We start from the raw sequence: 21,755 nt of genomic DNA, 5'->3' as shown, positions 1-21,755 counted from the left end.
GTGATGTCGGCCGAATGGAGCGACGGAACCCGGGCGGTCCGGGCCGGCAACCCGGGCCACGCGCCGGGCGACCCCTTCCTGCCCGGACCGGTCTTCGCCGGCACGTACCACCTGCCCGGCGAGGTGAAAGGTCCCTACCAGTACGGGCGTTACGCGAACCCGACCTGGGTCGGCCTGGAGGAGGCGATCGGCGCGCTGGAGGGGGCCGCCGACACCGTCACCTTCGCGTCCGGGATGGCCGCCGTCTCGGCCGTGCTGCTCGGCCTGACCGCTCCGGGCGATGTGGTGGTGCTGCCGTCGGACGGCTACCCGGCCACCCGCGCGGTCGGCGAGCACCTCGCCGCCCGCGGGATCACCGTACGGCTGGTGCCGACCGCCGACGGCGCCCTGGAGCAGGCCCTGACCGGCGCCGACCTGGTGTGGTTGGAGACGCCTAGCAACCCGGGGCTGGACGTGTGCGACATCGAGCGGATCGCGACGCTCGCCCACGCGCGGGGCGCCCTGGTCGCCGTCGACAACACCCTGGCCACCCCGCTGGGCCAACTCCCGCTCGCGCTCGGCGCCGACATCGCGGCGGCGAGCGGCACCAAGGCGCTGACCGGGCACAGCGACGTACTGCTCGGCTACGTCGCCTGCGCGAGCGCCGAACTCGCCGCCCGGGTGCGTTCCTGGCGCTCGCTCACCGGCGCGATCCCCGGGCCGATGGAGGCCTGGTTGGCCCATCGGTCGTTGTCCACCCTCCAGTTGCGGGTGGACCGGCAGGCGATCAACGCGCTGGCGATCGCCCGGGCACTGCGCGAACGCACCGACGTCGCGAACGTGCGCCACCCCGCGCTCGAAGGCGATCCGGCCTACGATGTGGCCACCCGTGGGATGCGGCGGTTCGGCTGTGTCGTGGGCTTCACGCTCGCCGACGCGGACACCGCTCGCCGGTTCCTGGGTGCGCTCGAACTGGTCGCCGACGCCACCAGCTTCGGTGGGGTGCACAGCATGGCCGAACGACGCGCACGCTGGGCCGGCAACGATGTACCGGAGGGATTCGTCAGGTTCTCGGCCGGTTGCGAGGACACCGCGGATCTCGTCGCGGACATCCTGCGCGCCCTGGACTCCACCTCCCCGGGCTGACCTGCGACTTCGGGCAAGATCACGTGAGGTCCCCGACTCTCGGGAGTGGTCGGGGGACACGAGACGGGGGACCCGTGGACCTGACGCTGTTGCGCACTTTCCTGGCCGTACATCGCGCGGGTTCCTTCACCCGGGCCTCCGCGTCGCTCGGGCTCTCGCAGCCGGCGATAACCGCGCAGATCCGCACCCTGGAAAAGCAGGTCGGCAAACAGTTGTTCGAGCGGCTGCCGCGCGGCGTGGCGCCCACCGGCCCCGCCGACGAACTCGCCCGCCGGCTCGCACCGCACCTGGACGCGATCGAGGAGATCGCGGCCCGAGAGGTGCGTGGTGTGGACCCGCTGCGGCGCACCGTGCACCTGGGCGGCCCGACCGAACTGACCGCGCTGCGCGTGTTGCCCTCGTTGGCCGATCTGGTCCGGCGCGGCCTGCGGTTACGGGTGACCCTGGGCCCCGGCGAGGTATTGCTCACGGGCCTGGCGGCGGCCCGGCACGACCTGGTGATCTCCGATGTGCGACCGCGGGCCCGCGGCATCGTGGGCACGCCGCTCACCGACGAGGAGTACGTGCTGATCGGCGCGCCGCACTGGGCCGCGCGGCTGCCGCAGAGCCGGATCCTGGCCCAGGGGCCGGCCGCGCTGGAGGGGGTGCCGCTGGTCGGCGAGGCCGAGGAACAACCGCTGATCCGGCGCTACTGGTCGACCGTGTTCGACGCGAAGCCCACCGCGCCGGCGGCGGTCACCGTGCCCGACCTGCGGGCCGTGCTGGAGTGCGTAAGCGCCGGGCACGGGATCGCGGTGCTGCCGCGCTACCTGTGCGCCGAGGCGCTGGACCGGCGCGCGGTGGTCGCCCTGCTGGATCCCGAACTGCCGCCGCTGCACACGATGTTCCTCGCGGTTCGGGAGGGCACTTTGAGCCAACCGCACATCGCGCATCTGCACGGCGAGCTGATCGCGCGCGCCGCGCGCTGGTCGTGATCCCGAACGTGGCGCCGCACAGGCATAAACCACCCGTCCGACCGGAAAGGGAGACTTCAGACGGGGGTAACGTCAGGCAAGAAAGCAGAGGGCACCGACGATGCGTTCAGTGGTGAAGCGGACGGCACGCGCGATCCTGCTCGACGACGAGGACCGGATGGTGCTGATCAAACGCACCAAGCCGGGCAGCCCCCCGTACTGGATCACCCCCGGCGGCGGCGTCGAACCCGAGGACACCACGGTGGCCGAGGGGTTGCGCCGCGAGGTGTTCGAGGAACTCGGCGGCAAGATCGGCCGGCCGGTGCCCGCGTTCGTGGACACCGTGCCCGAGCCCGGCGGGGTCAAGGTCCAGCACTTCTTCGCGTGCCGGCTCGAATCGATGGACCCCGCGCTGCGGCACGGCCCCGAGGTGGACGAGCCGAACGGCGAGTACGACATCGTGCGGGTGCCCTTCACCCCCTCGGGGCTGGCCTCGGTGGGCCTGGTGCCGGCGAGCCTGGCCGCCTACCTGCGGGCCAACATCGAGGGCATCCACACCCTGCTCGCCAACGACCTGGGCTAGCGGATCCCGGGACGCGGTGCTCAGCCGCGTCCCGGCCGGACCATCCCCGACTCGTACGCGATCACCACCAGTTGTGCCCGATCGCGGGCACCGAGCTTGACCATCGCCCGGCTGACATGGGTCTTGGCGGTGAGCGGCGAGACGAACAGGTGCTCGGCGATCTCGTCGTTGCTCATCCCGGCCGCGACCAGCGAGAGCACCTCGCGCTCGCGGTCGGTGAGCGCCTCCAGCCGATCCGGCGCGGCCACCTTGGGCTCGGGCTGGGACAGGAAGCGGGCCACCAGCGCACGGGTGGCGCCCGGCGAGAGCAGCGCGTCGCCGGTGGCGACGGTCTTGATCGCCTTGAGCAGGTCCTCGGGGTCGGTGTCCTTGACCAGGAAGCCGCTGGCCCCGGCACGCAGTGCCTCGAAGACGTACTCGTCGACCTCGAACGTGGTCAGCACGAGCACCCGCACCCCCGCGAGGTCGTCGTCGCGGACGATCCGGCGGGTGGCCTCCAGGCCGTCCATGCCGGGCATCCGGATGTCCATCAGGACCACGTCGGGGCGGGTCTCCAGGGCCAGGGCCAGGGCCTCGGCGCCGTTCGCCGCCTCGCCGACCACCTCCAACCCGGGGTCGCTGACGACCAGCACCTTGAAGCCCGACCGGACCAGCAACTGGTCGTCCGCGATCAGTACGCGCACCGTCATGAGGAATCTCCGTTTCGACGCGCGAGCAGCGCGTCCTTGTGGTGCGGCAACACCGCGTGTACCGAAAAGCCCCCGTGCGGGCCGGGACCCACCGCGAGCGAACCGCCCACGGCGACCGCCCGTTCCCGCATGCCGAGCAACCCGTGTCCGGTGCCGTCGGCCTGCTTGCCCGGTTTCGTCTTGGGATTGCCCCGACCGTCGTCGAGCACGTCCACCTCCACCGCGTGTTCGCCGTAGACCACCCGCACGATCGCCGACGCGCCGTCGCCGCCGTGCTTCATCGCGTTGGTGAGCGACTCCTGGACGATCCGGTAGAGCGCGAGGCCGACCGGCGCGGACGGGGTCCGCGCGTCGCCGGACTCCTCCAGGAGCACCGGCAGGCCCGCATTGCGATAGGACGCCACCAGGGCGTCCACGTCCTCGACGCCCGGGGTCGGCTCGGTGGGCAGGTCGTTGTCGCCGTCCTGGCGCAGTACACCCAGCGTGGTGCGCAGCTCGGCCAGCGCGTCCCGGCTGGCCACCTTGATGTGCACGAGCGCCTCCCTGGCCTGCGGCACGTCCCGGTCGATCACGTGTGCGGCCACGCCCGCCTGGATGTTGATCATCGCGATGCTGTGCGCGACCACGTCGTGCAGCTCGCGGGCGATCCGCATGCGTTCGGCGGTGACCCGGCGGCGGGCCTCGTCCTCGCGCTCGTGCTCGGCGCGGGCCAGCCGGGCCTGTACCTCCGCCCAGTAGGCCCGCTTGGCGCGAACCGCCTCGCCGATCGCGACCGGCAGGTACATCCAGATCCCGGAGAGGTACTTCTCCGGGGACAGGAAGCCGTCCGGGGTCAGACCTATCCGCATCCCGGTGTGCACCACCGCGACCGCCGAGGCGATCAGCACCGAGCGGCGCAGTTGCCCGTTGGCGGCCACCGTGTACAGCGCGACCATGGTCGGGATCAGGATCGGCCCGTCCAGGCCGTCGGCGGCCAGGTAGAACACCTGACCCGCCTCGGTCAGCGCCAGCACCGTGAGCGGCCAGCGCAGCCGGCCCAGCAACACCAGGCAGGTGATGCCGGCGATGGTCAGGTTGAGCGCGTTCGGGTGCCCGGTGTTGTGCTCCCTGGTGGACCCGCCGAGCGAACCGCCGATCACACACAGCAACATCAGCGCGACCAGCAGCACCTCGCCGACCCACGTGCGGCAGGGCAGCCAACGCGCGACGACCTTGGGCACCGGCAGGAACGAGGGCGGCTCGCCCGACTCGCTCTGGCGCGAACCGCTCGCGGACGCGGGAAGGCCCCGCACGGCGACTCGCGCGGGGCCTTCCTTGGCCATCCCTACTCCCTCGGGTACTACCTGATCACCGGTCCCCGGCCAGCACCGGCTCCCGATCCCGATCGCCCCGGGCCACCGGCCCGGACGCCCGATCGGCGTGTCCGGGCCACCACGCGGCATGCCCGATCAGGGCGGTCACCGAGGGCACCAGGAACATCGACATCACGAACGCCGAGATGCAGATCCCGACCGAGACCGCGAAGCCCATCTGGGTCATCATGTCGATGCCCGCCATCATGAGCGACGCGAACGTCCCTGCCAGGATGACACCCGCGGCGGCGATCGAGGGACCCGCGTGCTCGACGGCCAGGGCCGCGGCCCGTTTCGGCTCGTTGCCCTCCTTCGCCTCCTCGCGCAATCGGGCGACCATCAGGATGTTGTAGTCGGTGCCGATGGCCACCACGAACATGTAGATCATCACCGGCAGCATGAACATCACGCCGGAGTTGCCCATCAGCGTCTGGAAGACGAAGACGGTCGCCCCGATGGTCGAGATGAAGCCCAGGACCACCGCCAACATCAGGTACCACGGGGCCACCACGCTGCGCAGCAGCAGGCCCAGCACCAGTGCGATCAGCAGACCGGCGACCGGGAAGATCACCGACAGGTCGCGGTTGGTCGCCGAGCGGATGTCGGTGAAGGAGGCGGTCTGGCCGCCGACCATCGCCTTGGTGCCGTCGGGCTGGTGGTCGTGGACGAAGTCGCGCAGCGGGGCGATGGTGTCCAGCGCCTTGTTCGCGAACGGGCTCTCCTTGAGCACGATCGCGATCTCGGCGGACATCCGGTCGTCGCTGACCTTGACGTGCGAGTTCTCGTCGGGGCCGCCGGCGCCGTTCAGGTCACCGATGCCCTCGACGCCCTTGAGCGAGAGCGCGAACCGCTCGGCCGCGCCCTTGTCGATCGGCTGACCGTTCTTGCTCTTGAGGTAGATCTGCGTGGGGTTGAGCGTGCCCGCGGCGAAGTCGAGCTGCATGTCCTTCATCGCCTTGGCCGACTCGGTGTCCCCGGGCAGCTGGCCGAACTGGTCGTAGTCGGCCTTGAAGTTCAGCGCGCCGGCCGCGAAGGCGAGCATGATCACGCCGGAGACCACGGCCACCGCGAGCGGCTTGCCGCCGACCAGGCCGCCGATCCGGTGGAACGCGGTGCCCTTGGGCTGGTGCTGCCAGGTCTTGGACGGCCAGAACACCTTGGGGCCGATCAGCGAGACCACGGCGGGCACCAGGGTCAGCGCGGCGACCGCCATCACGATCACCGCGATGGCCAGGCCCGGGCCCATCGACTTGAACGCGCCGAAGGTGGCGAGCAACATCGCGCCGAAGGCGATCACGACCGCGCTGGCGGCCGAGGCGATGGCCTCGCCCACCCGCTCGACCGAGACGATCATCGCCTGCTTCTTGTCGTCGCCCGCGCGCAACCGTTCCCGGTAGCGGAAGAGCAGGAAGAGGATGTAGTCGGTGCCGATGCCGAACAACACCACGATCAGGATCGTGTTGAGCGACTGGTCCACCTGTAGGCCGGTGGCCTTGCCGACGATCGCGATCACCGGCGACGCGACCATCGACACCAGCGCGACCATGACCACCGGCAGCAGGGCGGCGATCGGGCTTCGGTAGATCGCCAGGAGCAGCACGATGATCAGCACGATCGTGACGATGCCGACGATCGCCTCGGCCTTCTTGAAGGCGTCCTCGTTGTCGACGTTGATCGCCACGCCGCCGGTGAAGCCGAGCTTGAGGTCGCTGCCCTCGACCAGTGGCTTGGCCTTGTCGCGCAGCTCCTTGAGCGCCTCGTTGACGAACTTGTCCTGCTGATCGCCCTTGATGTACGCGGTGGCCAGCGCGATCCGGTCCTTGGCGTCCCCCGCCTCGACCTTGCTGACATGCTCGACGCCGGCCGCGCCGAGCCGGCCGCTGATCTCCTTGACCCGGTCCTTGTCGGCCGGGGTGAGGTTCTTGCCGTCACCGCGCTTGAAGACCAGCAGCGCGGTCTGCTCGGTGGACTGGGGGAAGGCCTTCTCCGCGAGTTTCTGGGCCTGCACGGACTCGTACTTGTTGGGCAGGAAGCTCGCCTGGTCCTGGTTGGTCAGATCGCTCAGTTTCGGCGCGAACATGACCAGGGCGACCGCGGCTATCAACCAGGCCGCGATGACCTTCCAGGGGTTGTGGACGACGAGCCTGCCGAGTCGTCCGAACATCGAAGTCTCCTCGGTTGCGTACGCGATCCCGCGGTGTGATCAGCCCCCGAGCACTGCTTGTGATCGAATTCACAAGGCACCGATCGCCGCACGAGCCGAGAGAACGCTGGTGGTGTCAGCCTCGAAGGTAGGCAAGGCCGAACAGGCACTTCAATGGAAAACAGGGCTCGCGGCACAAGTTCCGCCCCGGGGACTACAGGGCCGCACCGCCCTCGCAGACGCCGACCCCGCGGTGTACTCCAACGGGAGTATCGGAAGTTCGTGCGCAGGGATGAACGGCACAAGGCGGGGTCGCAACGACGCGAGCCGGGGATCGTACGAAGGCGCGACAGCGCGCGCCAAGCGCACGCCCAACGAAACCCAAGCGGCCCGCACCATGATCGAACACGTGCGGCGGGCCCGGACAACCCCGTGATCGGGTCCGCCGCACCGGGAACGGTTCGGAGCCTTCCGAGGGGGGAGGGGCTCCGGGCCGAGCTCCCCGCCGTCGCCGCCGCCGAACCCCCACCACGCCCGTCGCCGCCCCCCGGGACGGGGGCGTCCGGTGCGCGGCGACGGGCGCGGGGGGCGGAGAACCAGGGCGTGTCCCAGTCCTCTCCCGTGGCCGGCCGCGTGACCTCCCCGGCCTCGCTTCGACAGGTCTGCGTGCGCGCCGTACCGCGAACACTGCGCCGAACCCCCGAACCGGGGTAGGCCCAGCCCCACCCGATCGACGGCGGCCATATCGTGTGCCCATGGCGCAGCCCGCGGTGCACCCCAGCCCCGAACCGGCCCACCGCCCGATCGCGGCCAAGCTGCGCGCCCCCCGACCGCTGACCCCGGTGGTGCCGCGCCCACGCGTGGACGCACTGCTGCGAGCCGCGGTGGACCGCTCCTTCGTGGTCTTCCTCGCCGGCCCCAGCGGCATCGGCAAAACCGTCGCACTGACCCGCTGGGCGGCCGGCGCGACCGGGCCGGTGGCCTGGGTGACGCTCGACAACCGGGACAACGACCCGCGACGACTGTGGCCGCACGTGGCCGCGGCCCTCGGCCGGGCGACCGGCGATCCCGGCCTGGAGAGCGCCATCGAGGGCCCGGACCCCGGCAGCGACGCATACGTCGCGGCCCTCGCCGACCGCATCGTCGCGCACAAACCGCACAAGCCGCACGAGCCGCACGAGCCGCGCGGCCCGCTCGACACCCGACCCGTCCTGATCCTGGACGAGTACGAACACATCGTCGAACGCGACATCCACGACCGCCTCGACCTGCTCACCCGCATCTGCGCCGACCGACTCACCCTGGTGATCGCCGCGCGCAGCCGCCCGCCGATCCCGGTCGAACGCCTCGGCCCGGCCGGACGCCTGGCCGTGCTGTCCTGGACCCAGCTGCGCTTCGACCACGACGAGGCGCACGAGCTGTTCACCGACGGATACCGACTGGACCTCACCCGCGACGACACCCGGGAGTTGCTCGCCGCGACCGACGGATGGGCGAGCGGACTCACCCTGGCCGCGATCCGGCTGCGCGACGGCGCGGCACCCGACGCGGTGGTGGCCGCCCTCCACCGCGGCGACCCCACCACCACCGACTACCTCCTCGACCACGTCTGGCGCGAACTCGACTCGGAAATGCGGGAGTTCGTCCTGGAAACCGCAGTCCTGCCCCGGTTCACCGTGCCGCTGGCCGACGCCGTCCGAGGACGCACCGACTCCGCCGACTTCGTCGACCGGCTGCGCCGGGACGGACTCTTCCTGGCCGACACCGACGGCGTACTGCACTATCAGCGGCTGTTCCGCCGCTCACTGGCGCAACGCCTGGACACCGGCGACCCGGAACGCGCCGGTCGACTGCACCGCAGAGCCGCGCACCGGCACGCCCGACACGGCCGGCCCGAGGAGGCCGTCGAGCACGCACTCGCGGCCCGCGACCACCACCTCGCGGCCGACCTGCTCGACCGCCACTTCGACCACTGGTTCGCCGCCGGGCACCTGGTCACCCTGGAACAGTGGCTCGGCGCACTGCCCGACGAGGCCATCGTGCTCGCCCCCCGCCTGCACGAACGCGCGCTGAACCTGTGGTGCTCGCTCGGCCGCTTCGACGAGCGCGACCGCTGGGACCGGGCCCGCCGACCCGGCACCGAGCGCGAACTCCACGCCGCGAACGCGTGGCGGTTGTGCCTGCCGCGCGAACAGGGCGACTTCGGGTCGGCACTGCGCCGCAGTCGAGCCCTGTTGGCCGCCGACGAACGGACCCTGGGCATCGTCTGGACCCAGATCCGGATCTCGGTCGCCCGAACCCTGTTGCTCGCCGGCCGACTCGGCGAGTGCGTACGCCTGCTCACCGAGATCGAGACCGCCCGCACCGATCCACCACCCCCCGCACCGCTGCGGGTCACCCTGCACGGCCTGTCCGGCCTCGCGGCGCACCTGGCCGGCGACTCGGCCGGCGCCCGCCGGCGCGCCGCCGAGGTGGAGCGGGCGCTCGCCGAATGCCGCAGCCGACCGCGACCGCGGGCCGTGCCGGAGACCGTCATCCTGCGCGCGCTGCTCGCCCCGGAGCCGACGCCGGCCCGGCCGGGCGACACCCCCGACGGCCCGGACCTGCTCGCCGCACTGATCGACGCCGACCCCGGTCTGGGCAACGATCGTTCGATGGCCGTGTTCGCCTCACTGCTCCTGGCCCGCACGCTCGGCGAGCGCGGCGACCACACGGCGGCCCGCCACCGGCTCGCCGCCGCCGACACACTGCTCGCCCGATGCCCGAACCCACTGGGCCTGATCGACCTGCGCGACGCGGTGGCAGCCGAGAACCACGTCCACCCCGACGGCCCGGACCCGATCGGCCTCCACACCGCCGAACCGGGCCGCGAGCCACTCAGCGAACGCGAGTCGACCATCGCCCAATACCTGCGCAGCGACCTCACCCTGCGCGAGATCGCGGCCGACCTGTACATCTCGATCAACACGATGAAGACGCACACCCGGCACATCTATCGCAAACTCGGCATCACCGGCCGACACGACCTGCTCACCCCGGGGCTCGGGCGGATCACCCCCTCGCCCACCCCCACTCACCCCTGATCCGCGGCCAGGCTGGAGCCGTACCCGACCACGACGACCTCCCCAGGAGTGCACATGTTCGTCACCGGCCCCAGCGCACTCGCCGCGACCGACACCACCACGACCGTCCGCGAACTGCGCGACCGGACCGAGATCCTGGACGCGTTGTTGCGCTTCGGCCTCGGCTTCGACCTCCAGGACCGCGCGCTGTTCCGGACCGCGTTCACCCCGGACGCGGCCTTCGACTTCCGCCCGGTCGCCGCCGAACTCGGCCTGGACATACCGGTGATGGTCGGCATCGAGGCGATCGAGGCGGTGCACTTCAACCCGCGGGTGCGGCTGGACACCTCGCACACGATCACCAACGCGCGCATCGAGGTCACCGGCGACCGGGCCCGGCTGACCGCCCTGGTCGAGGCCCAACACCTCCCCACCGGCGACCACACCCGCCACCTGCTCCTGAAGAACCGCTACGCGGTGGACCTGCTCCGCACCGACACCGCCTGGGCCATGCACCACTTGTACGTCGAGAACATCTGGCACACCGGCGACCCGAACGTCCTGACCGGCAACTGACCCCACCCGGCCCCGCCGCGGCTTCGGCTCAGCTCTGCGCCATGTCCACGAAGCGCGAGTAATGCCCCTGGAACGCCACGGTGATCGTCGCCGTCGGGCCGTTACGGTGCTTCGCCACGATCAGGTCCGCCTCCCCCGCGCGCGGCGACTCCTTCTCGTAGGCATCCTCGCGATGCAACAGGATCACCATGTCGGCGTCCTGCTCGATGGAGTTGTGGACGCTGATCCCGTTCGCGATGAAGTTGTGTGTGCCGAGCACCGTGGCGTCGTAGACCTCCTGCTCGCCGAGACTCTCGATCTCGGTGACCCGGTCCCAGAACACGTCGCTGGTCGCGAGGAGTTCCAGCTCCGCCTCCGCCAACACGGCCGCGACCTCGGCGAGCCCGGTCCTGCTCGGTGCCGCCTGGTAGAGGGCCGTGCCGCAGGACGTGGAGCCCGGCACGGCCCGGGAGGCACCGGTGGTCGTGTCGCGGTCCCGCATGGCCGTCTCGACGGCAGCCCGGACCTCACGTGGCACGGTGTCGAGGTTGCTGTTCGCCAGGACTGCGTCGAGCCGGGTCAGGGCCTTCGACACGGACTCCCCTCGGGCACCGTGTACGCCGACCTCGGTCAGGAAACGACGCCGGTCCTCGACCCCGGGGATGTCCACCGTCCATCCCGGTCGCCCCTTCGTGTCGCCCACGCGGCGTAGCCGGGAGCGAACGTCGACGCGCAGGAGCAGAAGTTGGAGATCGCGGGCGAGACGCTCGCTCGTGCTCGCGTAGTCGACGCGAACCGCACCCGACGCCGCGACCGTCACCGAGCCGTCGGCGGCCCACAGGTGCCGCAGGAACAGCCGCACCTGCTCGTCGGGCAGCCCGAAGACCTCCTCGGGCAGGAACTTCTCGTGCGACCGCCCGTCGTCCGACACACCGCCGTCACCCAGGAGGTGCGCGGCCATGACCACCTCCGCCCGCGGCCGGGCAGCCCGACGCGTGGGAGCGTCCAGACGTCGGGGCACCGCGACCCGGGCACCGACCGTCAGTTCCCCCAGCGCCTTCCACCCGTCGTAGGTCTGGAAGGGGTGGTTCGCGGTGGCCTCGATCTCCCGCCCGGATGCCAACCGCAGCCGGAAGACCTCCTTGACCCCGCTGGGGAAGACATGCGTCATGGTGCGCGAGACGAGCCTCAGGTGCTCGTCCAGGGACCAGACGGGAATGTCCCGCTCACCCGTCGCCAACAGCTCGCCCATGGAGACCTCGGCACCGGTGTCGGCTCGCAACACCCGGGTCGCCGCCGTGACACAACCGGACTCACGCAGGTCGGAGACCATCGGCTTCTTGTCCGTGCGCTGTTCCGGGCCACGGTTGAGCTGGGACATCGCGACCACCGGGACCTCCAGCTCCTTGGCCAGGAGCTTGAGGTTTCGCGACATCTCGGAGACCTCCTGCTGGCGGTTCTCCGCCCGGCGCGAGCCGCCCGACTGCATGAGCTGGAGATAGTCGATGATCACCAGCCGCAGATCGTGCTTCTGCTTGAGTCGCCGACACTTGGCCCGGATCTCCATCATCGACAGGTTCGGCGAGTCGTCGATGTACATCGGCGCGGCGGTGACCTCACCCATCTTGCGGGAGAGCCGAGTCCAGTCGTCATCGGTCATGCTCCCCGACCGCATGTGATGCAACGCAACCCGCGCCTCCGCCGAGAGCAGGCGCATCATGATCTCGTTACGGCCCATCTCCAGCGAGAAAATCACACTGGCAAGACCATTTTTGATCGAACAAGCGCGAGCAATGTCCAATCCGAGCGTTGACTTACCCATGGCCGGGCGCGCGGCGATCACGATCATCTGGCCGGAGTGGAGGCCGTTGGTGAGGGAGTCGAGGTCGGTGAAGCCGGTGGGGATGCCGGACATCTGGCCGCCGCGCGAGCTGATCGCCTCGATCTCGTCGAGGGCGCCCTCCATGATGTCGGCCAGCGGCGCGTAGTCCTCGGTGGTGCGCTGTTCGGTGACCTTGTAGACCTCGGCCTGGGCGTTGTTGACGATGTCGTCGACCTCGCCGTCGGCCGCGTAGCCCATCTGCACGATCCGGGTGCCCGCCTCGACCAGGCGCCGCAGCACCGCCTGTTCACGCACGATCCGGGCGTAGTACTCGGCGTTGGCGGCCGTGGGCACCGAGGAGATCAGCGTGTGCAGGTACGGCGCGCCGCCCACCCGGCCGATCTCGGTGCGCTTGGTCAACTCGGCGGCGACGGTGACCGCGTCGGCCGGTTCGCCCCGCGCGTACAGGTCCAGGATGGCGTTGTAGACGAGTTCGTGGGCGGGCCGATAGAAGTCGATCGGCTTGAGGTTCTCCACGACGTCGGCGATCGCGTCCTTGGACAACATCATGCCGCCGAGCACCGATTGTTCGGCGGCGATGTCCTGGGGCGGGGTTCGCTCGAATCCCTCGCGGGCCGGTTCGGGCCTGGCCTCTTCGAACTCGGAGACGCTCATGCCCGGGGTCTCCTTTCACAAAGGCTCGCGCGAGGTGGCACCGCAGTACACCGTGTCCTTCATACGCCACACGGCCGACAGATCCGCCGCGCGACGCGGCGTGCGGCCCTTCACCGTACGGGTGGACCCTGGGACCGCCAAGACGGTCATACACAGGGCCTGTGGATAACTGTGGACAACCTGTGGAGAGAGGCGGGTCGAGCTGTGCACAAGCTGTGCGCAGTCGGCCGCCAACGCTTCGCAATCATGTCCACAAACCGGCTCTGACCTGCGATTTCTCTATCCACCGGCTGTGTATGTGAAAAACTGTTGGGCGAATCATGCGGCTATCGCCCCACGTGTGCACCCGCGTACGCCCCGCGCTCGCCGGTAATACCCAGGAGCGCATTGTGACCCTTACCTGTGGATGACTACGGTGGACGCGTGCCGCCCACGGTCCCGTCCCCACCCCCCGAACCGCCCACCTCGCCACCGCCCACCTCGCCACCGCCCGCCGCGGCGCACCCCGCCGACCACACGCAGCGTCGCGCCCACGACCGCGACATCCTGCGCCTGGCCGTTCCGGCCTTCTTCGCGCTGGTCGCCGAACCGCTGTTCGTGCTCGTCGACTCGGCGATCATCGGCCGACTCGGCACGCCCCAGTTGGCCGGCCTCGGCGTCGCGGGCACGATGCTGACCACCCTGGTCAACCTGTGCGTGTTCCTCGCCTACGCGACCACCGCCGCGGTCGCGCGGCTGATGGGCGCGGGCGACCCGCGCGCCGCGATCCGCCAGGGCCTGGACGGCGTCTGGCTGGCCGCGCTGCTGGGCGTGGTGCTGCTGGTGGTCGGCCTGGTCGGCGCCCCGTGGATCGTCTCGGCGTTCGGCGCCTCGGACAGCGCGGCCCCGCACGCGGTGACCTATCTGCGGATCGGCTCGCTGGGCATCCCGGCCATGCTGATCGTGCTCGCCGCCACCGGCGTGCTGCGCGGCCTCCAGGACACCCGGACCCCGCTCGTGGTCGCGGTGCTGGGCTTCGGCGCCAACCTGCTGCTCAACCTGGGGTTCGTCTACGGCCTGCACTGGGGCATCGCCGGATCCGCGTGGGGCACCGTGCTCGCACAGACCGCGATGGCCCTGGTCTACCTGGTCACCGTCGTCCGCGGCGCCCGCCGGCACGGCGCGGCGCTGCGCCCGGACCCGGCCGGCATCCGCGCCTCCGCCTCGGCCGGCGCACCGCTGTTCGTACGCACCGTCAGCCTGCGCGCCATCCTGATCGTGGCCACCGTGGCGGCCACCCGGATGGGCGACACCTCGATCGCCACCCACCAGGTCGCCTGGCAGATATGGACGTTCCTGGCCTTCGCGATGGACGCCCTGGCCATCGCCGCACAGGCGATCGTGGGCCGGGCCCTGGGCGCCGGGGACGCGCGCGGCGCCCGTGCGGCGACCCGCCGGATGCTGGTGTGGGGGGTGTGGACGGGCGTGCTGTTCGCGATCGTGGTGGTCGCCGCGCGCCCGCTGTACATCCCGCTGTTCAGCACCGACCCGGCGGTGCGCGACCTGCTGGCCGGCACGCTGCTCGCGGTCGCCGCCCTCCAGCCGGCGGCCGGCGCGGTGTTCGTACTGGACGGGGTGCTGATCGGCGCGGGCGACGGCCGCTACCTGGCCCTGACCATGCCCATCGTGCTGGCCGCCTTCTGCGCGGCGCTGGGCACCGTGCTGGCCCTCGGCGGCGGCCTGATCGCCGTGTGGTGGTGGGCGATCGGCACGTTCATGGTCAGTCGCGCGCTCCTGCTCGGCCGGCGAGCGTACGGCGACGCCTGGCTGGTGACCGGCAGGCGCTGACGCCCGCGCGGCCGAGAGCCGTCCCGTCGGCCGCGCGGACGGGACGGCGACGCCTCACGCCCCGACGACCTGGTAGCCCGCCTCCACGACGGCCGCGCGCACCGCGTCCGGGTCCACGGGCTGCTCGGAGGTCACGGTCACCAGACCCGAGGCCAGCTCGACCTTGACGTCGGTCACGCCCGACACCTCGGAGACCTCCTCCGTGACGGACGAGACGCAGTGGCCGCAGGTCATCCCGCTGACGGTGAAGGTGGCGGTGCTCATGACGGTGATCCCTTCGTCGACACGAGGACCATGATCGGCCCCACAACGACGAATTTATACCCCCCAGGGGTATGGGCGCAAGTCATCGAACTCACTCGTTCGAGCGATTCACCCCCCACCGAACCCGCCCCGGACCCGCACCCGGCAATCCGGCCCCGCCCGGCCCTCAGTCCGTCAACCGCGCCGAACGCACCGGTTCGACCACCGGCCGCCCGACCCGGAACACCGCGAGCGGCACGGCCTCCACCATGCCCGCCAACTCCCCGGCGGTCCGCGCACAGTCGATCACCTGGCTGAGCGGATGCGTCGCGTAACCGTGCCGGGCCAGCGTCAACCAACAGCGCAACAGCCCCCGCCCCGCCTCCAACAGCTCCACCGGCCCCACCACCCCGCCCGGCGCGGTCACCACCAGCACACTCCCGTCGTACCGCAACAACCCCCGCGACGCCGCCGCCAACCCCCGCGCCAACCCGACCCGCCGCAACACCCGATACACGGCCGGGCGCAGCACCGCGTGCAGCGCCCGCTCCTCGAACCGGGACAGCGCCAACGCCCGCCCGGTCAACCCGTCCCGCGGCTGCGGCCGACCGGCCGGCACCGGCCGCAGCCGCAACCAGTCGCGCAACTCGGCGACCAGCGCCGGATCCGCGAACAACCGGCGATCCGCCTCGTCCGACAACGGCGCCAACGCCCTGGTATCACCCCGCCACAGACCCGCCGACCCGGCGAACGCCGCCGTCGCCTCGGCCAACAACGAATCCGGCAGCGTCCCCGGCGCGTACGCCCCACGCGCACTGCGCCGCCCCGCCAGGTCCGCCGCGCCGAACAGGGTCGGATAACACTCGTCCGCCCGCACGAACCGGGCCACTTCGCCCTGCTCCGGCGCGGCACCCCACTCCACCCGCAGCGGCACCTCCAGCGCCGCGGACGCGATCAGGAACGCCTCGGCGAACGCGCCGAGCGCCAGGAACAGGTCCCGCCGGGTCGGATCGCCGACCGGCAACTCCCGCTCGGCGTCCCAGGACAACGCGTAGCCCAACGCGCCGCTCGGCGTCACCGTCCAGGGCTGCGTGTTGTGCGCGCTGGGCGCCCGGCCGGCCGACCGCAGCAGTTCCGCGAGTTGCGTGCTCACCCGGTGCCCCCCACCGTTCGCTGGTAGAACGTGTGCCCGTGCAGCTCCCGGCCGCCGATCCGGCGATACTGCGCGGCCGACGCCTTGTTGTCGTCCTCGACCCACGTGCTGCGCAACGTGTCGTAGCCGCCCGCCCGCAGCGCCCGATACTGCTCACGCGCCAGCAGCGTCAGATAGCCGCGGCCCTGGGCCGCCGGCACCGTGCCCTTGATGATCAACACCGCCTCGCGGCGATAGCGCCCGCGCGTGGCCAACAGCCGCAACTGGTTGCCCAAGTGCAGATCGCCGCCGATCCGGATCAGGAACTCCGAGATGTCCGGCACCGCGAGCGTGAACGCGATCGGCTCACCCGCCCGCTCCAACCACAACAGCAACGACTCGTCCAGCAGATGCGCCAACCCGTCGGTCTGCGCCCGCAGTTCGTCGAGCTCGATCGGCGTGTAGTAACCCAGTTGCCCGAAACTCGCGTTCAACATCGTGTGCAGGACCGGCAGTTGCTCGGCCAACCGGCGTCGCGAGCCACGCCGGATCACCAACTTCTCGGCCGCGATCCGGGCGTCGTCGAACGCATATGTGGCATCCGGCTCGTCGGTGCGCTCACGCAGACCCGGACAGATCCACGTCGACGCGGAGAACCGCCGGCCGAAGCCGGCCCGTTCGTAGGTCTCCGGATACCGCGCCGGATTCCACGCCGAATCCACGAAGCCGCGCTCGGTGAACCCGGAGGTGATCACCCCACCGGTCTGGTTCGGCAACAACGCGACCGGCCCGAACAGGGTCCGGCGACCGCCCCGCGCGGCCCGCCGCTCCATCAGCTCCACCAGGGCCGCGAACACCGCCGGGTCGTCGGCGAACTCGGTGAGTCCGAACAACTGATGCCGCCCGCGCAGCTTGGCGTCCAAGCGCCCGTCGGTGTGCAGACAGGTCCGGCCCACCGCCCGCCCCGCTCCATCCCGCACCACGTACAACTCGACGCCGGCCCGCTGCCACTGCCGCACCTGCCCGTGCAGCACCGGCACGTACCGGTCCTTCGGGTGCAGCCGCAACGGAAGTTCGCAGAAGTCGCGCAACGCGCGCCGCGAGGCGACCCGCTCCACCGTCGGTGTCACGACTTCGCCTTCCGGTGCACGGGCGCGCCGCTGTGCTCGGCCCCGATCGGGGTGAACTCCTGGATGTGCGCCATCTCGTTGCCCTCGGCCCGCCACGCGCCGTTGCTGTAGCCGCCCGGCTGCGCGTCGAAGAGCCGGATGAAGCCGGCCGTGCCATTGCGGTCGCCGTGATCGGTCATCCAGCACATCAGGTCGCGGTGCGCCTTGGAGCGGGCGAACCGCAACAGCGCGTCCCGGTCCGCGAACACCGCGATCGTGCCGAGCGTGAACGGCCCCTGCCGGTAGACCTTGTGCCAGCGGTAGCCGTCCATCCGCTTCATGGTGCGCACCATCCGCAGATACGGCCGGAGCAGCGAGAGCAGCGAGCGCAGTCCGCGATAGTGCGTGGCCCCGATGAACAACGCCTCGCCCTGTGCCTGCGGCGGCGCCGCCGAGAAGTCGGTGGTCCTCATCGCTGCTCCCCCTCCACGAGGTAGACGTTCTTGATCTTGCTGGTACCGCGCAGGAACGGCCCGGTCCCGAAGTCGTGTACGAGCACCCGCACATCGGCCGCCGTCGGGTCCTCCGCGAGCGACTGGGCGAAGTCCCGGCTGACCCGGGCCAGGTGCCGCACCACCCCCTCGCGGCACACCCGGGCGAGCTTGTCCCGATCCACCTCCTGCGCCGAAGTCCCGTCGCGCAGTTGGAGGTTGACCACGGGCCTGCTCTCCAGGTCGGCGTACTCGTCGACGGTCAGGCAGAACCCCTCCAGGTGCGCCGCCATCGGGTTGTCCCGGTACAGCCCGTACTCGACGTCCTGCGGGTAGATGTTGGCGCCCATGTACGAAATCGTGCTGTCCTTGCGCCCGAAGAGCAGCAACAGCGGCAACCGCATGCCCTCGACCCGGGCCGCGCGCTCCCAGTCGACCCACGCCCGGGCGTCCGGCCGGATCATCTCCTCGACCTGCGCGAAGGTGAGCAACCGGCCCTCGTCGCCGATGTTGTAGCGCACCTTCGGGCTCATCACCGCGGTCGAGTTGATCGTGCAGATCACCTCGTCCTCGGCGTTGGTCTCCAGGTACGTCTCCAGCGGGTTGTACTGGAACACCATCGGCACCCGGCCCTCGTCCGGCCCCAGCAGTTGCGCCCGCAGCCGCTCGTCGGTCAGCAGCCGCTTGCGCAGCCACACCGTCGCGTCGCTCTCGCCGGCCATCCCGATGGTCAGGTCCGAGGCACCGTAGCCGGAGCGCACCTTGACGAAGCGCTCCTCCAGGTAGTCGCGCAGCGCCTCGGTCATGCCCTCGCCGCCGACGAAGCCGTACATCGCGTGCCGACGCCAGTCGAAGCCCTCGGCGTCCAGGCGGTCGCGCAGATGCTTGAGGAACGGCGGGTACGCGGTGACCAGGTAGGTGAAGCGCGGCCCGAAGTGGCGCAGCGTGTCCACGATCTTGTCGATGTCGGGGCCGGTGTTCTTGACCATCGCCACCCGGGCCATCGCGATCCCGGTGTTGGTCCCGGTGGCCCACGCGCCCATCGAGTACGCGTTGATCACGAACAGCTTCCGCCGGGGGAAGACCAGCGAGGTGTAGCCGGCCACGTTGCGGTGCACCGACTTGAGTTCGCGCCGCGAACGCAGCCAGTTGTGCGGTGTCCCGGAGGACCCGGACGACTCGTCCACCACCGTCCCGGCCACCTCCAGCGTGCCCAGCCAGCAGCGGGTGTCCTCGGGATACGCCTTGACGTAGTTCTCCTTGGACGTCTCCGGGTACGAGGTGAGGTCGAACCAGCGGAAGCGCCACCGGTGCCGGCGCAGGAAGTCGCGGTAGGCGGGTACGTCGAGCGCGGCGAACTGGCAGGTCATCCACGCGTGTCGGCGGGCGAATCGCTGCATCCACGGCCGATAGTTGCGCGCGGTCCAACGCCAGACGACGGGATGGATCCGGTAGAGCTGATACAGACCGGTCAGCGCGAAGCTGACCACACGCAGCAACCACTGTCGGATGAACCTGGCCATGACCGTCCGCCCCTTTGCCGCGCCGGCCCACCCGGCGTATGTCTCCAGCCTGCGGCGACAGGGGTGTTCGGGACATGAGTACCACTACTCAGTCCACTACTCGAAAACGCCGAACGGCCCGACCCCACAGGGGTCGGGCCGTTCGGGTGCTTCAGGTCAGGCAGGCACGACGTCGAGGTCGAGCGCGGCCGAAACCTCCTGGTGGAGGCGGACCGTGATGCGGTGCGACCCGACGGTCTTGATCGGCGTACCGATCTCGACGCGACGCTTGTCGATGTCCGGACCGCCGGCGGCCTTGATGGCCGACACGACGTCCGCGACGGTGACCGAGCCGAAGAGTCGGCCCGTCTCGCCGGCGCGCGTCTGGAGCGTCACCTTGAGACCCGCGAGCTGACCCTTGACCTCGGCGGCCTGGTCGAGCGTGCGGATCTCGCGGACCTTGCGGGCGCGACGGATGGCCGCCACGTCCTTTTCGCCGCCGCGGCTCCAGCGAATCGCGTAGCCGCGCGGGATGAGGTAGTTGCGGCCGTAGCCGTCCTTGACCTCGATGATGTCGCCGGGCTCACCGAGACCGGTCACCTCGTGGGTGAGGATGAGCTTCATGACAAGATCACCCTTTCTCAGCGAGCAGTGCTGGTGTACGGCAGCAGCGCCATCTCGCGGCTGTTCTTGACAGCCACGGCGACGTCACGCTGGTGCTGCGTGCAGTTACCGGTCACGCGACGAGCGCGGATCTTCCCGCGGTCGGAGATGAACTTCCGCAGCAGGTTGGTGTCCTTGTAGTCCACATAGGAGATCTTCTCCTTGCAGAACACGCAGACCTTCTTCTTAGGCTTGCGCGCAGGCGCCTTCGCCATTGTGCTCTCCAGATCGTTTCAGAAGTCTTCAGCTCGGGATGCGAACCGATCCCTGGGCCTTGCGGCCTAGAAGGGGGGTTCGTCCGAGTAGCCGCCCGGCGGGGGACCCCAGCCCCCCGCGCCGCCGCCGCCCTGCTGCTGGCCGCCCCCTGCGGGAGTGGCCCACGGGTCGTCGGCGGGTGCGCCACCGCCCTGCTGGGGACGGCCGCCGTAGCCACCGCCGCCCTGCTGTCCGCCGCCCTGCTGGCCGCCGTAACCGCCACCGCCCTGCTGCTGACCGCCGCCGTAGCCACCCTGACCGCCGCCTCCGCGGCTGGTCTTGGTGATCTTGGCGGTGGCCCACTTCAGGGTCGGGCCGATCTCGTCGACCTCGAGCTCCACGACGGTGCGCTTCTCGCCCTCTTTGGTCTCGTAGGACCGCTGCTTCAGCCGGCCCTGGACGATGACGCCCGTGCCGCGCTGGAGGGATTCCGCGACGTTCTCCGCGAGTTGCTTCCAGGCCGAACAGCGGAGGAACAGCGCTTCGCCGTCCTTCCACTCGTTCGTCTGACGGTCGAACGTGCGCGGCGTGGACGCCACGGTGAAGTTCGCGACAGCGGCACCGCTGGGCGTGAAGCGCAGTTCCGGGTCGGCAGTCAGGTTTCCGACAACAGTGATGATGGTCTCGCCTGCCATGCTGACCCCTTCGCTGATTTCAGCGCAGTGCTGCGTTTCGACGTGCGGTGCGGTTGGTGGTGCGCGCGAGCTCGGACTAGCGCTGGTCGGGGCGCAGGACCTTGGTCCGCAGCACCGACTCGTTGAGGTTCATCTGACGGTCGAGTTCCTTGACGGTCGCGGGCTCCGCGGCCAGGTCCACGACGGCGTAGATGCCCTCGGACTTCTTCTTGATCTCGTACGAGAGCCGGCGACGGCCCCACGTGTCGATCTTCTCGACCTTGCCACCGTCGTTGCGGATGACATTGAGGAACTGCTCGAGCAGCGGCGTGACCGCGCGCTCTTCGAGGTCCGCGTCGAGGATGACCATGAGTTCGTAGCTACGCATGTGAACACCCACCTCCTGTGGACTGATCGGCCACGGAATCTCCGTGGCAGGAGGGCTTGCGTAATGCCGCCGCGCCAAGGCGGCCCCCGAAAACGCGCGGGGGTGCCGAGAGTGCAGCGGACGGTACAGCGTACCCGGACCCGCACACACTCTTGAAATCGAGCTTGACGCGGTCGCCTCGGGGGATGGATATACCGACAAAACGTCCACTCCGCAGTCACTCACCGGAGGCGCGCGATGGCACAAACGATCCGCCGCACGGGATCCGCGGCAACCGCGGGAGCGCATCGGCCCCACCTGACCCTCAACTCCGACGGCCGGGCACATCCGCGCGAGAACGCGCTGGTGGCCGCGGTGGTGCTGTTCGCGCTGGTGGGCGGCATCTGTGCGTTCTTCAAGGACATGCACATCCTGGGCGCGTGGACCGCGCTCGCGGGTGTGGTGACCGGGCTGATCAGCCAGATGTTCTCGGCGACCACCGAGGAGCGGGTGGTCACGGTGCTCGCGCACGGCGGCTCCGCCGAGGCCCGGGTCATGAACTTGGTCCGGGGGGGACATAAGAGTCGCCGACC

The 21,755-nt window shown here is 70.5% G+C and carries 20 protein-coding genes; 7 read left to right on the top strand and 13 right to left on the bottom strand.

What is annotated here, in order from left to right; translation table 11 throughout:
* Positions 1-3 precede the first annotated feature (3 nt).
* The 3 genes from ACFXMF_RS31345 (at position 4) to ACFXMF_RS31335 (ending at position 2,661) form a co-directional block, all read left to right on the top strand.
* Positions 4-1,125 carry a cystathionine gamma-lyase gene (locus tag ACFXMF_RS31345; protein ID WP_379989312.1) on the top strand — a complete coding sequence of 374 codons (1,122 nt, stop codon included), beginning with the start codon at positions 4-6 and terminating at the stop codon, positions 1,123-1,125.
* 74 nt (positions 1,126-1,199) lie between these two features.
* On the top strand, positions 1,200-2,099 hold the full coding sequence (locus tag ACFXMF_RS31340; RefSeq protein ID WP_379989311.1) for a LysR family transcriptional regulator: 900 nt from the start codon (positions 1,200-1,202) through the stop codon (positions 2,097-2,099).
* 100 nt (positions 2,100-2,199) lie between these two features.
* Entirely contained in the window at positions 2,200-2,661 is a 462-nt protein-coding gene (locus ACFXMF_RS31335; protein WP_360315750.1) for an NUDIX hydrolase, read from the top strand.
* A gap of 20 nt (positions 2,662-2,681) precedes the next feature.
* On the opposite strand, the gene ACFXMF_RS31330 is transcribed toward ACFXMF_RS31335, so the two are convergent.
* From ACFXMF_RS31330 to ACFXMF_RS31320, 3 genes are read right to left on the bottom strand one after another with little or no spacing between them, the layout of a single operon-like run.
* Positions 2,682-3,350, bottom strand: a complete 669-nt coding sequence (locus ACFXMF_RS31330) for a response regulator (protein ID WP_379989309.1) — start codon at positions 3,348-3,350, stop codon at positions 2,682-2,684.
* Complete coding sequence (locus ACFXMF_RS31325) at positions 3,347-4,672, bottom strand: sensor histidine kinase (RefSeq protein WP_360315754.1); 1,326 nt, start codon at positions 4,670-4,672, stop codon at positions 3,347-3,349. Before ACFXMF_RS31325 ends, ACFXMF_RS31330 begins: the two co-directional genes overlap by 4 nt.
* Positions 4,673-4,697: 25 nt before the next feature.
* On the bottom strand, positions 4,698-6,866 hold the full coding sequence (locus ACFXMF_RS31320) for an MMPL family transporter (RefSeq protein ID WP_379989308.1): 2,169 nt from the start codon (positions 6,864-6,866) through the stop codon (positions 4,698-4,700).
* 734 nt (positions 6,867-7,600) lie between these two features.
* Here ACFXMF_RS31320 and ACFXMF_RS31315 point away from each other — a divergent pair.
* A complete protein-coding gene (locus ACFXMF_RS31315; protein WP_379989307.1) occupies positions 7,601-9,928 on the top strand; it encodes a LuxR C-terminal-related transcriptional regulator in 2,328 nt (775 codons plus the stop codon).
* A gap of 54 nt (positions 9,929-9,982) precedes the next feature.
* Positions 9,983-10,483: a nuclear transport factor 2 family protein gene (locus tag ACFXMF_RS31310; RefSeq protein ID WP_360315760.1), complete on the top strand. Its 501-nt coding sequence runs from the start codon at positions 9,983-9,985 to the stop codon at positions 10,481-10,483.
* A gap of 28 nt (positions 10,484-10,511) precedes the next feature.
* On the opposite strand, the gene ACFXMF_RS31305 is transcribed toward ACFXMF_RS31310, so the two are convergent.
* A complete protein-coding gene (locus tag ACFXMF_RS31305; protein ID WP_379989305.1) occupies positions 10,512-12,959 on the bottom strand; it encodes a replicative DNA helicase in 2,448 nt (815 codons plus the stop codon).
* Positions 12,960-13,382: 423 nt separating this feature from the next.
* Between ACFXMF_RS31305 and ACFXMF_RS31300 the strand changes: the two genes are divergently transcribed.
* A complete protein-coding gene (locus ACFXMF_RS31300) occupies positions 13,383-14,786 on the top strand; it encodes an MATE family efflux transporter (RefSeq protein ID WP_379989304.1) in 1,404 nt (467 codons plus the stop codon).
* A 54-nt stretch (positions 14,787-14,840) separates the two neighbouring features.
* Here the strand turns inward: ACFXMF_RS31300 and ACFXMF_RS31295 are convergent, their stop codons facing one another.
* From ACFXMF_RS31295 to rpsF, 9 genes are all read right to left on the bottom strand, one after another.
* Entirely contained in the window at positions 14,841-15,050 is a 210-nt protein-coding gene (locus ACFXMF_RS31295; RefSeq protein WP_360315764.1) for a heavy-metal-associated domain-containing protein, read from the bottom strand.
* Positions 15,051-15,216: 166 nt separating this feature from the next.
* Positions 15,217-16,182 (bottom strand): hypothetical protein, encoded by a 966-nt coding sequence (locus ACFXMF_RS31290; protein ID WP_360315766.1) that lies wholly within the window; start codon positions 16,180-16,182, stop codon positions 15,217-15,219.
* Positions 16,179-17,291, bottom strand: coding sequence for a hypothetical protein (locus ACFXMF_RS31285; protein WP_360315768.1), 1,113 nt, complete (start codon positions 17,289-17,291; stop codon positions 16,179-16,181). Before ACFXMF_RS31285 ends, ACFXMF_RS31290 begins: the two co-directional genes overlap by 4 nt.
* Positions 17,288-17,743 carry a DUF4188 domain-containing protein gene (locus ACFXMF_RS31280; RefSeq protein WP_360315770.1) on the bottom strand — a complete coding sequence of 152 codons (456 nt, stop codon included), beginning with the start codon at positions 17,741-17,743 and terminating at the stop codon, positions 17,288-17,290. Before ACFXMF_RS31280 ends, ACFXMF_RS31285 begins: the two co-directional genes overlap by 4 nt.
* Positions 17,740-19,284 (bottom strand): phenylacetate--CoA ligase family protein, encoded by a 1,545-nt coding sequence (locus ACFXMF_RS31275; protein ID WP_360315772.1) that lies wholly within the window; start codon positions 19,282-19,284, stop codon positions 17,740-17,742. Before ACFXMF_RS31275 ends, ACFXMF_RS31280 begins: the two co-directional genes overlap by 4 nt.
* 156 nt (positions 19,285-19,440) lie before the next feature.
* The gene (gene rplI / locus ACFXMF_RS31270) at positions 19,441-19,887 is read right to left on the bottom strand and encodes a 50S ribosomal protein L9 (protein ID WP_020557175.1); all 447 of its coding nucleotides are present in this window, start codon (positions 19,885-19,887) and stop codon (positions 19,441-19,443) included.
* 17 nt (positions 19,888-19,904) lie between these two features.
* Positions 19,905-20,141: a 30S ribosomal protein S18 gene (gene rpsR, locus ACFXMF_RS31265; protein WP_020557174.1), complete on the bottom strand. Its 237-nt coding sequence runs from the start codon at positions 20,139-20,141 to the stop codon at positions 19,905-19,907.
* A gap of 66 nt (positions 20,142-20,207) precedes the next feature.
* Positions 20,208-20,816 (bottom strand): single-stranded DNA-binding protein, encoded by a 609-nt coding sequence (locus ACFXMF_RS31260; RefSeq protein ID WP_020557173.1) that lies wholly within the window; start codon positions 20,814-20,816, stop codon positions 20,208-20,210.
* A 76-nt stretch (positions 20,817-20,892) separates the two neighbouring features.
* The gene (gene rpsF / locus ACFXMF_RS31255) at positions 20,893-21,183 is read right to left on the bottom strand and encodes a 30S ribosomal protein S6 (protein WP_020557172.1); all 291 of its coding nucleotides are present in this window, start codon (positions 21,181-21,183) and stop codon (positions 20,893-20,895) included.
* A gap of 237 nt (positions 21,184-21,420) precedes the next feature.
* On the opposite strand from rpsF, the gene ACFXMF_RS31250 reads away from it, so the two are divergent.
* A partial coding sequence (locus ACFXMF_RS31250) for a hypothetical protein (RefSeq protein ID WP_380020880.1) occupies positions 21,421-21,755 on the top strand: 335 nt, incomplete at its 3' end.

Source organism: Embleya sp. NPDC059213 (assembly GCF_042754445.1).
GTDB lineage: Bacteria > Actinomycetota > Actinomycetes > Streptomycetales > Streptomycetaceae > Embleya.
Note: the sequence above shows the minus strand (reverse complement) of the source record. Positions and strands in the feature narration are given on the sequence as shown.

Bases quoted from the DNA above. Each gene is read 5' to 3' on its own strand.
- ACFXMF_RS31345 (WP_379989312.1), top strand. From the start codon at position 4: ATGTCGGCCGAATGGAGCGACGGAACCCGGGCGGTCCGGGCCGGCAAC.
- ACFXMF_RS31335 (WP_360315750.1), top strand. From the start codon at position 2,200: ATGCGTTCAGTGGTGAAGCGGACGGCACGCGCGATCCTGCTCGACGAC.
- ACFXMF_RS31330 (WP_379989309.1), bottom strand. From the start codon at position 3,350: ATGACGGTGCGCGTACTGATCGCGGACGACCAGTTGCTGGTCCGGTCG.
- ACFXMF_RS31325 (WP_360315754.1), bottom strand. From the start codon at position 4,672: ATGGCCAAGGAAGGCCCCGCGCGAGTCGCCGTGCGGGGCCTTCCCGCG.
- ACFXMF_RS31320 (WP_379989308.1), bottom strand. From the start codon at position 6,866: ATGTTCGGACGACTCGGCAGGCTCGTCGTCCACAACCCCTGGAAGGTC.
- ACFXMF_RS31315 (WP_379989307.1), top strand. From the start codon at position 7,601: ATGGCGCAGCCCGCGGTGCACCCCAGCCCCGAACCGGCCCACCGCCCG.
- ACFXMF_RS31310 (WP_360315760.1), top strand. From the start codon at position 9,983: ATGTTCGTCACCGGCCCCAGCGCACTCGCCGCGACCGACACCACCACG.
- ACFXMF_RS31305 (WP_379989305.1), bottom strand. From the start codon at position 12,959: ATGAGCGTCTCCGAGTTCGAAGAGGCCAGGCCCGAACCGGCCCGCGAG.
- ACFXMF_RS31295 (WP_360315764.1), bottom strand. From the start codon at position 15,050: ATGAGCACCGCCACCTTCACCGTCAGCGGGATGACCTGCGGCCACTGC.
- ACFXMF_RS31280 (WP_360315770.1), bottom strand. From the start codon at position 17,743: ATGAGGACCACCGACTTCTCGGCGGCGCCGCCGCAGGCACAGGGCGAG.
- ACFXMF_RS31275 (WP_360315772.1), bottom strand. From the start codon at position 19,284: ATGGCCAGGTTCATCCGACAGTGGTTGCTGCGTGTGGTCAGCTTCGCG.
- rplI (WP_020557175.1), bottom strand. From the start codon at position 19,887: ATGAAGCTCATCCTCACCCACGAGGTGACCGGTCTCGGTGAGCCCGGC.
- rpsR (WP_020557174.1), bottom strand. From the start codon at position 20,141: ATGGCGAAGGCGCCTGCGCGCAAGCCTAAGAAGAAGGTCTGCGTGTTC.
- ACFXMF_RS31260 (WP_020557173.1), bottom strand. From the start codon at position 20,816: ATGGCAGGCGAGACCATCATCACTGTTGTCGGAAACCTGACTGCCGAC.
- rpsF (WP_020557172.1), bottom strand. From the start codon at position 21,183: ATGCGTAGCTACGAACTCATGGTCATCCTCGACGCGGACCTCGAAGAG.